This window comes from Limosilactobacillus kribbianus (assembly GCF_026413145.1).
In the GTDB taxonomy this organism is placed as follows: domain Bacteria; phylum Bacillota; class Bacilli; order Lactobacillales; family Lactobacillaceae; genus Limosilactobacillus; species Limosilactobacillus kribbianus.
Window position 1 is genome coordinate 74264 of record NZ_JAOVYZ010000002.1, and the last position, 12599, is coordinate 86862.

General features: G+C 50.0%; 15 protein-coding genes. All 15 read right to left on the minus strand.

Annotation, left to right across the window (positions count from 1 at the left end; genetic code table 11):
- Positions 1-3: 3 nt before the first annotated feature.
- Positions 4-1197, minus strand: coding sequence for an FtsW/RodA/SpoVE family cell cycle protein (locus tag OCT58_RS00985; protein WP_267200961.1), 1194 nt, complete (start codon positions 1195-1197; stop codon positions 4-6).
- A gap of 50 nt (positions 1198-1247) precedes the next feature.
- The gene (locus OCT58_RS00990; RefSeq protein ID WP_267200962.1) at positions 1248-1472 is read right to left on the minus strand and encodes a DUF2969 domain-containing protein; all 225 of its coding nucleotides are present in this window, start codon (positions 1470-1472) and stop codon (positions 1248-1250) included.
- 16 nt (positions 1473-1488) lie between these two features.
- Positions 1489-1725 carry a membrane protein insertion efficiency factor YidD gene (yidD, locus tag OCT58_RS00995; RefSeq protein ID WP_267200963.1) on the minus strand — a complete coding sequence of 79 codons (237 nt, stop codon included), beginning with the start codon at positions 1723-1725 and terminating at the stop codon, positions 1489-1491.
- A gap of 4 nt (positions 1726-1729) precedes the next feature.
- Complete coding sequence (locus OCT58_RS01000; protein ID WP_267200965.1) at positions 1730-2725, minus strand: rod shape-determining protein; 996 nt, start codon at positions 2723-2725, stop codon at positions 1730-1732.
- An 89-nt stretch (positions 2726-2814) separates the two neighbouring features.
- Positions 2815-4125 carry a UDP-N-acetylglucosamine 1-carboxyvinyltransferase gene (gene murA / locus OCT58_RS01005; RefSeq protein ID WP_267200966.1) on the minus strand — a complete coding sequence of 437 codons (1311 nt, stop codon included), beginning with the start codon at positions 4123-4125 and terminating at the stop codon, positions 2815-2817.
- A gap of 18 nt (positions 4126-4143) precedes the next feature.
- Positions 4144-4374, minus strand: a complete 231-nt coding sequence (locus OCT58_RS01010; protein WP_267200967.1) for a DUF1146 family protein — start codon at positions 4372-4374, stop codon at positions 4144-4146.
- A gap of 152 nt (positions 4375-4526) precedes the next feature.
- A complete protein-coding gene (locus OCT58_RS01015; protein ID WP_267200968.1) occupies positions 4527-4955 on the minus strand; it encodes a F0F1 ATP synthase subunit epsilon in 429 nt (142 codons plus the stop codon).
- A gap of 13 nt (positions 4956-4968) precedes the next feature.
- Positions 4969-6393 (minus strand): F0F1 ATP synthase subunit beta, encoded by a 1425-nt coding sequence (atpD, locus tag OCT58_RS01020; RefSeq protein WP_267200969.1) that lies wholly within the window; start codon positions 6391-6393, stop codon positions 4969-4971.
- A 23-nt stretch (positions 6394-6416) separates the two neighbouring features.
- Positions 6417-7373 carry a F0F1 ATP synthase subunit gamma gene (locus tag OCT58_RS01025; RefSeq protein WP_267200970.1) on the minus strand — a complete coding sequence of 319 codons (957 nt, stop codon included), beginning with the start codon at positions 7371-7373 and terminating at the stop codon, positions 6417-6419.
- Between the two features lie 34 nt (positions 7374-7407).
- Positions 7408-8943 (minus strand): F0F1 ATP synthase subunit alpha, encoded by a 1536-nt coding sequence (gene atpA, locus OCT58_RS01030; RefSeq protein ID WP_267200971.1) that lies wholly within the window; start codon positions 8941-8943, stop codon positions 7408-7410.
- 28 nt (positions 8944-8971) lie between these two features.
- The gene (gene atpH / locus OCT58_RS01035; protein WP_267200972.1) at positions 8972-9514 is read right to left on the minus strand and encodes an ATP synthase F1 subunit delta; all 543 of its coding nucleotides are present in this window, start codon (positions 9512-9514) and stop codon (positions 8972-8974) included.
- Entirely contained in the window at positions 9504-10022 is a 519-nt protein-coding gene (gene atpF / locus OCT58_RS01040; RefSeq protein ID WP_267200973.1) for a F0F1 ATP synthase subunit B, read from the minus strand. The genes atpH and atpF overlap by 11 nt, the downstream gene beginning before the upstream one ends.
- A 45-nt stretch (positions 10023-10067) precedes the next feature.
- Positions 10068-10286 (minus strand): F0F1 ATP synthase subunit C, encoded by a 219-nt coding sequence (atpE, locus tag OCT58_RS01045; RefSeq protein ID WP_267200975.1) that lies wholly within the window; start codon positions 10284-10286, stop codon positions 10068-10070.
- A 24-nt stretch (positions 10287-10310) separates the two neighbouring features.
- On the minus strand, positions 10311-11018 hold the full coding sequence (atpB, locus tag OCT58_RS01050; RefSeq protein ID WP_267200977.1) for a F0F1 ATP synthase subunit A: 708 nt from the start codon (positions 11016-11018) through the stop codon (positions 10311-10313).
- A gap of 229 nt (positions 11019-11247) precedes the next feature.
- Positions 11248-12522, minus strand: coding sequence for a solute carrier family 23 protein (locus tag OCT58_RS01055; protein ID WP_267200978.1), 1275 nt, complete (start codon positions 12520-12522; stop codon positions 11248-11250).
- Positions 12523-12599 lie beyond the last annotated feature (77 nt).

Here is a 12599-nt window from a genome sequence, read left to right on the forward strand (position 1 = left end):
CCACTATCTAAATTCTTGTTTATTGCTAAACATGTAAGAATGATGATGATAACGCATCGACATTATCATCCCAATCCCGATCAGGTTACCAATTAAAGACGATCCCCCAGCGCTGATGAACGGAAGCGGGATCCCGGTCAGCGGCAGCAGACCGATGTTCATCCCAATGTTTTCAAAAATGTGGAAGAGGATCATCATGATGACCCCGGTCGAAATATAGGCGTAAAACTCATTCTTCGTATCAAATGTAACACGAATCATTAAATAAATTAAGAGTAAATAGATCAAAATTAACAAAACGCCACCGATAAAGCCGAAATTTTCCCCAATTACGGAGAAAATCATATCCGACTCCCGCACCGGCACGTAAACCTTCGAATTGTTAAAACCAGTTCCGGTGATCCCGCCGGAACCAACCGCTTTGATACTTTGCCACAGCTGATACCCCTGGTTGGTTGTATCCTGTTCGGGATGTAGCCAGGTATCAACCCGGTCGAACTGGTAGGCCTGGAAACCGATGTGTTCCAGGATTCGCCGCCCGGTTGAGGACGTCACCATTGCCAGGGCCGAGCCGCCGACAACTGCCAAGGCCGTCGCAGCGGGAGCCAAAATCCGCCAGGTAACTCCTGAAACGAGGATCATCCCACAGAAAATGGCAAAGAAGACCAGCGCGGTCCCAAAGTCGTTTTGGAAGTGCAGGGAAATCAAAATCGGCAGCAGCCAGAGCAGCATCGTGCCGATCAGGTGCCAATCAGACCGGACCGTATGTACCGGATACCGGTTATTGTGCGTAGTAATCACCCGGCCCATCATCAGGATGTAGGCCGGCTTCATAATTTCCGATGGCTGAAAGGTGAACGGTCCGATGGCAAACCAACTTTTGGCCCCGGTGCTGGCGTAGTACGCCCGGCTATAGAAGACCAGAATGGCAAACATTAGGAAGATACTTAACCAGTAGATGATCGGCGCAATCTTCCAAAGCTGTTCCGAATCGAACTGCATGATAATCACAATCATGACAGTCCCAATCGCGTACCAGACCAGCTGGGTGATAACCTGCCGGGCCACACTGGTTGCCTGTTGATCGTGAACCGCCGCGACGTAAATCGATGCCAGACCGATCAGTGCCAGCAGAAGCACACAGAAAATAATTCCCCAGTCAATTCGACTTTCTTCATCACTTTGCGAACGTTGCATTACCTAACTCCTTCTTCGTTAAAGAGAACGGTATTTCCATCGTCATCCACCTAGTGTTGGTGGAGGTGATATTGTTGGAGAACCATTTCCAAGCCTTCCTCTTGAGAGTGAACGTAAAATTCACTCTCGTCGGTCGTCAACAGGGCCTTGAAACGGTCATTATCGGTTACCACTTCGCCAATTAGCCGCTTACCAATGAAAATCTGTTGAACCGGCTGGTTGTGCCGTTCAATGTCTTTAACGCTTACTTCAATTTTCTTATCTTTTCTAGCCACGATTTCACCTTTAACTTTAATATTTGCGTCGGAATGTAAAGTGGTCGGGAACGGGGTCATACCCGCCCCGGGCAAAGGGCTGACAACGCAACAAGCGCCACAACCCCAGCAAAATACCTTTAAGCCCGAAACGGTGCAGGGCATCAAGCATGTATTGCGAACAGGTCGGCTCATAGCGGCAAACCCGGTATGGCCGCCGCACAGAAATCGTTCGCTGGTACCAGCGAACGAGCTTGCACAAGGCCCGGACCATCACTTTACTTCTTCTTTCCTTCCGTCTTTTGCATCCGTTCCAGCATTTCACCAGCACCCTTGGCCACATTGTCCAGCGGGCTCTGTGAAACCATTACTGGCACCTTCAGCCGGTCACTGAAAAGTTTATCAATTCCCTTCAGCAGGGCTGTCCCACCGGTCAGGACGATGCCCCGATCGATAATGTCACTAGCCAGCTCTGGCGGAATCGTCTCCAAGACATTGACGGTCGCCGTCAGAATTTGTTCTAGCGTCCCGTGGATTGCCTCTTCAATCTCGTTTTCGTTAACGGTGATTTGCTTTGGCATCCCCGTGGCCACGTCACGGCCCCGGACATCCATTTCTTCTGGCTTGTCAACCTTCAGTGCTGTCCCCAGCTTCATCTTGATGTTTTCGGCGGTGTGTTCACCAATGACCAGACCATGCTTGTCCTTAATATAGGCAGCAATGTCACTGTTCAACTTGTCACCGGCTAAGCGTACTGAGCTACTGGAAACAATGTCACCCAGGGAGAGGATCGCAATGTCGCTGGTCCCACCACCCATGTCGATCACCATGCTACCACGGGGCTTAAAGATGTCCAGGCCGGCACCAATAGCCGCAACTTTAGGCTCGTATTCCAGATAGACCTTGCCACCGCCGGACTGTTCAGCGGCCTGAATAATCGCCTTGCGCTCAATTTCGGTGATGTTGGTTGGTGCGCAGATCATGATGTTTGGCTTGGACATAAAGCCCTTGACGCTCAGCTTGCCGATAAAGTACGACAGCATTTCCTCGGTAACGTCGAAGTCGGAAATCACCCCGTTCTTCAGCGGCCGAATTGCCCGGATGTTGCTTGGGGTCCGCCCAACCATCCGGTAAGCTTCGGAGCCCACCGCCAGAACCTTGTTGGTTTGCGTATCAATTGCGACTACTGATGGTTCATTTAACACAATGCCCTTACCCTGGACATAAATCAGCACGTTGGCTGTTCCTAAATCAATACCAATATCTTGTGCCATTCGTTTTCTTCTCCTCTAAAAATGAAAGATTGTTTTTCTTAATATCGTTCGTATTATACCATACAATGACCGCCAACTGCGGATCGGTCCTAGTTTGTCTCACCAGTGCGGTGGTTCGGCGAAAGCTTGATCTTATCGGCGATGTCGATCCGATCAATTTTGGCCCCCAGCGCGTGCAATTTTTCCTGAAATTGATCGTAACCACGATCAATCTCGCTGACATTGCGTACCTGGGTAATTCCATCCGCCGCCAACCCTGCTAAGACTAAGGCCGCTCCGGCCCGCAGATCGGAGGCCGTTACCTCAGCCTCGCTAAATTTGGTGGGACCGGAAAGCACGGCGACCGGACCGCTAATCTGGAACTTAGCGTTCATCCGCCGCAGCTCCTCGAGATGCATGAAGCGCTTCTCGAAGATCTGCTCGTCTAAGGTACTTGTTCCATTGGCCAGGAGTTGAAGAACCGACATCTGCGGTTGAAGATCCGTTGGAAAGCCCGGATATGGCATCGTCTTGACCGTTGTCGGCAGCAGGACCGCCGTACCGACCACCCGGATGCCATCGTCCTGCTCAATCACCGTTACCCCCATCTCTTCCAGCTTGGCGATTAGGGAGGCGTTATGGGCCGCGATCGCGTTTTCCACAATCACGTCCCCGTTAGTGACCGCCGCAGCAATCATGAAGGTCCCCGCCTCGATCCGGTCAGGCATGAGTTCGTAATCACAGCCATGCAGGAAGTTGACCCCCTGGATGCGAATAACCTCGGTCCCCGCACCGTGGACCCGAGCCCCCATTTTATTCAATAAGTTGGCGAGCGCAACAATTTCGGGCTCGCGGGCCGCGTTTTCAATTGTGGTGATGCCCTGAGCCAGGGTGGCCGTCATCATCAGACTTTCGGTTGCCCCAACGCTTGGAAAGTCGAGATAAATCATTTTTCCAACCAGACGCTCGGCCCGGGCTTCAATGTAGCCATCCTGCTGCTGAACCGTCGCCCCGAGCTGGATTAGTCCCTTGATATGGAGGTCAATGGGCCGCGAACCGATCGCGCAGCCACCAGGCAGGGCAACCTTGGCGTGACCGGTCCGGGCCAAAAGCGGCCCCATTACCAACAAAGAGGCCCGCATCTCATCGACATATTCAAAGGGGGCCTCACTAGCGACCCTTTGCTGAGCATCTAGCAGCAATTCGTGCTTTTCCTCGTCAAAGGTCACCGTCAGGTTCAAAAACTGCAGCAATTGGTTCATTGTTTTTATGTCTAATAATGATGGGACGTTTGTCAGGTGAATGTTGCCCACTGACGCCAAGATGCTGGCTGCTTGCATCGGTAGTGCCGCATTCTTGGAGCCCGCCACGTGGACGCGCCCAGCCAACCGTCGACCACCCTTAATAACCATCTTATCCATCAAATACTCCCTCGCTTGCTAGCGAACCAGGTACTGAAGATTCCCGATCGCATTGAAGATGTTCAAGAAAAAACTTGCGCATAAGTAGCCCAGCGCCGTTGCACACAGGACAATTGCCAGTGGCAGGGTGCGTGGCGGGCGCTTAAAAAAGCGCTCCGGATGAAGGCCCTGAATGGCGCTGAAGGCCAGCCAAACAAAGAGCAGCTGAACAATGATTTCAATCAGGGCATGAATTCCCGTTAATTGCACACTGGTACCTCCCTTATTAACAAAACAGTTTGTATTTTATCATAACACGCTTTCTTAGTCGCTAGTAGTAGCAAAGCTTTAACTTAAGTTTAAAGAACAGAAAAAGGGGTTCGGCAATTATGCCATAACCCCTTTTTGTAGGAACTGAATTCCTATTGTTGGTTGAGCTTAGAAGTGTTCAAACGGTTAATTGCCCGCTTGAGATGTACTTCAGCCCGTGCCAAGGCGTCCTGATTATGTTCGCGCTTGGCCTTTTCAATTGCCGATTCTGAACGCCGCTTAGCAGCTTCGGCCCGCTGGACATCAATTTCTTCTGGCATTTCCGCACTATCAGCAGCGATCAGTGCGTTTTCACCATCGAATTGAATGATTCCACCGTTGACGGCAGCTACCTCGTCGGTTCCACCGTCATGCTTGATCTGCACGGTGCTGATCTCCAGTGCCGCAATCAGCGGAACGTGGTGCGCCATGAGCCCCATCTGACCACCAGACGTGTTCATGACCAGCATCGTCGCGTCATCCTTATCGTAAACAGTACCGTCAGGGGTAATAATCGTGACCTTAAACTTACTGTCAGCCATAAATTATCCCCTCCTAATCGTTACTGTCTTCGTCAGAATCCGCCTGTAATGTCTTTGCCTTTTCCACAACGTCTTCAATTGGTCCAACCAGACGGAATGCTTCTTCCGGTAAGTCATCGTACTTACCTTCCAGAATTTCCTTGAAGCCCTTGATGGTATCCTTCAGCGGAACGTACTTCCCTGGAGTCCCAGTAAACTGTGAAGCAACACTGAAGCTCTGTGACAGGAAGTTCTGAATCCGCCGTGCACGAGCAACAATCGTCTTTTCTTCGTCAGACAGTTCATCCATCCCTAAGATCGAAATGATGTCTTGCAGTTCGTGGTACCGCTGCAGAACGTGCTGAACCTGCATTGCGACTTCGTAGTGTTCCTTCCCAACGATTTCCGGCGTCAGAGCCGTTGACGTTGAGGCCAGTGGGTCCACGGCTGGGTAAATCCCGATCTGGGTCAAACGCCGTTCCAGGTTGGTCGTCGCATCCAGGTGGGCGAAGGTCGTGGCTGGCGCAGGGTCGGTGTAGTCATCGGCAGGGACATAAACGGCCTGAATCGAGGTAATGGAACCCTTCTTGGTCGAAGTAATCCGTTCCTGCAACTGACCCATTTCAGTAGCCAGGGTTGGCTGGTAACCAACGGCAGAAGGAATCCGCCCCAGCAGGGCAGAAACTTCTGAACCGGCCTGGGTAAACCGGAAGATGTTATCGATGAAGAGCAGCACATCCTGGCCCTTAACATCACGGAAGTATTCCGCAATCGTCAGACCAGTCAGGGCAACCCGCATCCGGGCACCAGGAGGTTCGTTCATCTGACCATAAACCATGGCCGTCTTTTCCAGAACCCCGGAAGCCTTCATTTCATAGTACATATCGTTACCTTCACGGGTCCGTTCACCGACCCCAGTGAAGACAGAAATACCATTGTGCCCTTGGGCAATGTTGTGAATCAATTCCTGAATCAAAACGGTCTTACCAACACCGGCACCACCGAAGAGACCAATCTTACCACCACGGACGTATGGAGCCAAGAGGTCAATAACCTTGATCCCAGTTTCCAGAATTTCCGTGTTGTTGTTTAATTCGTCATACTTTGGTGCGTCACGGTGAATAGGCATCCGCTTAGCATCCGGCCCAAACTTTGGCCCGTTATCAACTGGTTCACCCAAGACGTTGAATACTCGTCCAAGAGTATCGTCACCAACTGGCACACTAATTGAGGCACCAGTGTTTTCAACTTCCATTCCACGCTGAAGACCATCGGTACCGTCCATGGCAATCGTCCGGACAACCCCGTCACCCAGTTCCAGGGCAACCTCGGTCGTCAGGGTCTTGTCATCACTTTCCTTGATCTTCAAGGCGTCGTTAATTTCAGGAAGCTTGTCGTCTAAGGGGAACTCAACATCGACAACTGGTCCAATGACTTGGACAACTTTACCAGTACTCATGTTGTTTCCTCCTACGTTTGAAATTATTCTTGTGCAGTCATCCCACCGGTAATTTCAGTAATTTCGGTGGTGATGGCCGCCTGCCGTGCTCGGTTATACTGCAATTCCAATGTTGAGATAATGTCGTCAGCATTGTCGGTGGCAGAACGCATGGCGTTAGCACTTGAGGAGTGTTCGGACGTCTTAGCATCCAGGATTGCTCCGTAAAGCAAACTCTCAGCGTACTGCTCAACCAGTGCAGAAACAATGGCCGTATCTGACGGTTCAAATTCGTATTCAGCCGAAACGTGCGCGGTTGTGACATCACTATTGGTTTGACCGGGTTGGTTAGCTGCTTCCAGCTGCGCCAGTTCGTCTTCATCCAACAGTGAGTTTTCGGTAATTGGCAACACATCGTGAATAATCACGTGTGAAGAGATCCGGTTTACATAGTGACTGTAAGCCATGTACAACTCGTCGAAGACTGCATCGTTGTACATCTGCACAGCCGTCCGGACAATTGGCAGAACCTCCCGGAAGGTTGGAACGTCACTGACACCAGAATACTGGTAGGCAATGTTCATTCCCCGCTTTTGGAAGAATTCCGTCCCCGTCTTCCCGATTGTTAGAAAAACGGTGTTGTCTTTAGTCAGGTGGTGCTTCTTCATCATCGCCATCGTGGCCTTGAGAATGTTACTGTTGTAACTGCCCACCAGGCCCCGGTCGGAGGTGATCACAAGCACACCAGTCTTTTTAACCGGACGTTTTTTAAATAGTGCAGCGTAAACATCATCTTGCGAAGCCGCAGATGTTGCGCTATGAGATTTAACCAGATCAGACAACATTTGCTTAACCTTCTCAGCATAAACTTCGTAGGTCTGAGTATGGTGTTGAATTTGGTTCAGCTTAGCAGTTGAAACCATCTGCATTGCCGCCGTGATTTGCCGGGTACTCTTCGTAGAATCAATTTTGTGTTTAACTGCAGCAAGTGAAGCTGGCACTAAATCTCACCGTCCTTTCGACTAACTAATCTAACTAATTTTCTGATGATGCCGCCTGCTTACTGTCGCTGGTTTGGAAAGACTTACTGAAGTCTTCTACTGCAGCGTGCAGGTCATCACCTTCCGGCAGCTTACCGGTCTTAGCGATTTCGTCGTAAAGGTCTTGGTGGTTAGCGTGCATGTAAGCCGCCAGTTCACTCTCGTAGCGTTGAACGTCATCCAACGGAATCTTATCAATGAATCCTTGTTGCAGTGCGTACAACGTTACAACCTGCTGAGCAGCTGGTTGTGGCTGGTGCAAGCCCTGCTTCAGGACTTCCATCGTCCGCTGACCACGCGCCAACTTGGCCTGGGTAGCAGCATCCAGGTCGGAACCGAACTGGGCAAAGGATGCCAGTTCGTTGTAGGATGCAATATCCAGACGCAGGGTACCGGCAACCTTCTTCATGGCCTTGATCTGGGCGTCACCACCGACCCGGGAAACAGAGGTCCCAGCGTCAATGGCTGGCCGCTGACCAGCGTAGAATTCATCAGAGTCCAGGAAGATCTGGCCATCGGTGATGGAAATAACGTTGGTTGGAATGTAGGCGGAAACGTCCCCGGCCTGGGTCTGAATGATTGGCAGGGCAGTCATTGAACCACCGCCAAGGTCATCGGACAGACGGGCAGCACGTTCCAGCAGCCGTGAGTGGGTGTAGAAGATATCACCAGGGTAAGCTTCACGACCAGGAGGACGACGCAGAATCAGTGAAAGTTCACGGTAAGCGTCGGCCTGCTTGGACAGATCATCATAAATGATCAGGACATCGCGGCCGTTGAACATGAACTCTTCACCCATAGCTGCACCGGCGTATGGCGCGATGTACAGCATTGGTGCTGGGTTCGATGCACTAGCGGAAACGACAATCGTGTAGTCCATGGCCCCATACTTGCGCAGGGTTTCCACGTTGGCCCGAACCGTTGATTCCTTCTGACCGATGGCAACGTAAATACAGATAACATCCTTATCCTTTTGGTTAATGATGGTATCCAGGGCGATGGCCGTCTTACCGGTCTTCCGGTCCCCAATGATCAATTCACGCTGACCACGACCAATTGGAACTAAGGCATCAATCACCTTAATACCAGTCTGCAGTGGCACACTAACACTCTTCCGCTCCATAACACCTGGAGCCTTGTGTTCGATTGGACGCGTCTTGTCGGTCTTAACTTCGCCTAAGCCGTCAATTGGCCGACCTAATGGATCAACAACCCGGCCGAGTAATGCATCGCCAACGGGTACTTCCATGATTCGACCCGTCCGCTTAACGGTGTCACCTTCACGGATCCCGGTAAAGTCCCCTAAAATAACGATACCAACATCGTTACTTTCGAGGTTCTGGGCCATTCCGTAAACACCGTTACTAAATTCGAGCAACTCACCAGCCATGGCGTTTTCCAGGCCATCGGCACGAGCAACCCCATCACCAACATACGTAACCGTACCAGTTTCTTCAACGGATACCTGGTCGTTGTAGTTGGCAAGCTGCTTCTTGATGAGTGAACTGATTTCCTCAGTTTTAATGCTCATAAAGGTCTCACCTCTTTAACAAACTATATTATCTAACTAGTAAACGACGAATTTGCTTAATCTTTGAGCTGAGACTACCATCCAGCGTCTTGTGATCGGCATGGACGATAACCCCACCTAAAATTTCTGGATCAACGGCTTCGTTTAAGACCACGTCAGTAGCCCCGAAGCGCTTGGCCAGGTTGGCCTTTAATTGATCCCGTTGTTGTTTATCGAGTTGGATCGCTGTGACAACGTCGGCATGCATCCGCTTATTCTTAGCGTCATACCGCCGCTCAAACTCATCAATAATTGCGACCATGCAATCCATGCGGCCGTAATCAAAAAGCATTTGAATCAGGTTGGCAACGTACTTGGAAGCACCCTGCTTTAAGTCCTGAACTAATGCCTTCTTTTCATCGAGTGATAATTGGACCCCCGCCAAGGCGGATTCCAAGTTCTCGTTATCCTCAAAGACTTGGCGCAAAGCAATCAATTCTTGATAAGTCGTGTCGAGTTCGTTGTCCTCATCGACCAATTCGAACAGTGCCCGGGCATAACGTCCGGCTACCGTTTTCTTATCAAGACTCATGATCTACCAACCCTTCGATGTAGGAGTCGATCAATGCTTTTTGATCGTCTGCCTTTAATTCTTTTTGGATGAGTTTGGAAGCAATCTCAATAGATAAGTTTGCAACGTCATCCTTAGCACCATTCAGCGCATCGCGACGTGCTTGATCCGCATCCTTTTGTGCTTGTTGTTTAAGACTTTGCGCGTCGTTTTGCGCAGCCTCAACAATCTGTGCTCGTTGTGTTTCGGCTGACTTCTTGGCATTGCTTACGATGTCAGCAGCCTCTTGACGTGAATTTTGCAGTTCGGCTTGACGCTTGGCGGCCATCTTCTCGGCATTTTCCCGGGACTTGGCAGCATTGTCGATATCACTAGCAATCTTGTCGGCACGCTTCTTCATCATGTCGGTGACTGGTCCCCATGCAAAGTGCTTGACCAGCAGCATCAGGATAATGAAGGTTACAATGTAGAAAACAAGGTCCCCAATGTATAAACTGTTCGATTCAGCTAACACACTGTTCACAAACATCTATTGACACCTCCTTGTTTGTAAAAATCGAAAAGTGATTAACGATTACTTGTTCATAACAAGGAAGCCAATAACGATGGCGATGATAGGCATGGCTTCAATCAAACCAACACCAATGAACATCGTGGCCTGTAATCTACTCTGTAATTCTGGTTGACGTGCGATACTGTCAACAGTGTGTCCAATTAAGATACCATCACCGATACCACCACCGATGGCAGCACCCATAGCAGCGATACCTGCAGCAATTGCTCCTAATGCCATTTTAAAATTCCTCCTTAGAGATTATTATTCGGAAATCTTCCGAGAAATATAAACCGTCGTTAATGTTACAAAGACATACGCCTGAATTGAACCGATAAATACTGAGAATCCTTGCCAACAAAGCTCCAGGAGCAGTCCTGGGATAATGGTTAAGATACCATGTGAGAAGGCCATGTTTGCAATTAAACTCATTAACAGTTCACCGGCAAAAATGTTACCAAAGATACGAAGGCCCAGCGTCAAGAAGTTGGCGAAGTCTTCAATGATGTTAACTGGCAGCATCAACGTAAATGGCTTAGCGTAGTTCTTTAAGTAACCGCCAAGACCGTTGTGTGCTACCCCAGCAAAGTGAGCCAGTGTCATTACCATCAGTGAGAAGGTCAACGTTACGACTGGATCCGCCGTAGGACTTCTAAGCACTTCCGCCCCATTCCAATGGAACTGGAACAGCAACCCGAATTGGTTAGCGAAGAAGATGAAGACGAACAAGACAAAGGCAAAGAAACTGTAATGGCCCTGTTCTTCAGCTGGCATCTGACTTCTGACGATCCCGTTCGTGAAATCGACTAACCATTCAAAGACGTTTTGCGCGCCGGTTGGTTTCATCTTGATCTTTCGTGACATCCCGTAAAGAGTGAAGAACACGATTGCGTAGATAATCAGTCCAGAAACAATGTTCGTTGTATTGAACGTGAGTCCGAAAAGCTTAAAAGTTAAAGCATCACCGCCCATTCATATTCCACCTCTTTCCTTATAACAAAAATTTGGCTTGTAAATTGGATGAACGTTGTGGATAAAAAAACGTATTAAGCCCAAGTTACGTCCACTAATATATCATTATTTAAGCAAAATTTCAAAAAATTTTAAGTTATTCTAACCACTTGTTAAGCCTTGGGCGCCCTACTTTCGCGTCCTTTTTGCTTCGATACAGTTTTGACAATTTGTCTGATTAACAAACTTACTAACCTTGTTCACTAAAAGCCCGTTGTGGCAGGACCAGGTTCAAGATGATTCCGAGCACGGCAGCTACGGCCAGACCCGAGAATTGGTACTTGCCTAATTGCAAATAAGCATTCCCAATGCCGACGACCAGGATCACCGAGGAGATCATCAGATTGCGCTTAATATTGAAGTCAATCTGGTGCTCGATCATGACTCGCAGCCCGCTAGAGGCAATAACCCCAAAAAGCAGAAAAGAAATCCCACCGATCACCGGGGACGGAATCGTTTCAATCAGGGCACTGAGCTTGCCAATGAAGCTGAAGAAGATCGCGAAGGCGGCTGCCCCGGCCAGGACATAGACCGAATGAACCCGGGTGATCGCCAACACTCCAATGTTTTCGCCATAAGAGGTCACCGGGGGCCCACCGACAAAACCGGCGATGATTGAGGCCGTCCCGTCACCTGCCAGGGTGTGGTTGAGGCCCGGATCCTTGAAGTAGTTGCGATCAGTTAGTTCGTTGAGCACCATGATGTGCCCGAGGTGTTCGGTCATTGTCACGAAGGCAATCGGCGCCATACTGAGGATTGCTCCCCAATATAGCTGCGGCCGATAGGTGACAAAGGGAATCTGAAAGTTCGGCAGGCTAAACCAGTGGGCCCGCAGAACGGGACTAAAGTCCACAATCCCAAAGAGGCAGGCGATCAGATAACCCCCGACGATCCCCAAGAGAATTGGGATCAGGCCCAAGAATCCCTTGAAGTACATGTTAAAGGCAACCGTGATCAGCATCGTCAGCATCGCCACGGCAAAAAACTTCAGGTCGTAGTGACCGGTCGCCGAATTAATGGTGGCATCCTTGGCGGCCGTGCTGGCAAGCGACAGGCCGATAACGACAACAATTGGGCCGACGATGATTGGCGGTAGGACCCGGTCGATCCAGGCCGAACCGATCCGGCTGACTACTAATGCTACGATCAAATAGACGCAGCCGACCGCCACGGTCCCCTGGGCAATTCCCGGATAACCAGTGGTCTTCATCAGTGCCATCATCGGCACGACAAAGGAAAAACTCGATCCCATATAAGCCGGGATCTTGTGCTTAGTAATTAATAGATAGATTAACGTCCCCACCCCGGAGCTAAAGAGAGCGATCCCGGGATTTAAGCCCACCAGGATCGGCACCAGAACGGTAGAACCAAACATTGAAAACATGTGTTGCAGAGAAAGCCCTACCCACTGTGCGGGCCGCGGCTTCTCATCAACATCGAGTACGACATCGCGACGATGCGCCATTCTTTTTCCCTCCTCAATTAAAAAGCAGCCTTGGGACCTCGCCCAAAGCTGCACTCAAATGCGGCCATCTGCCGCTA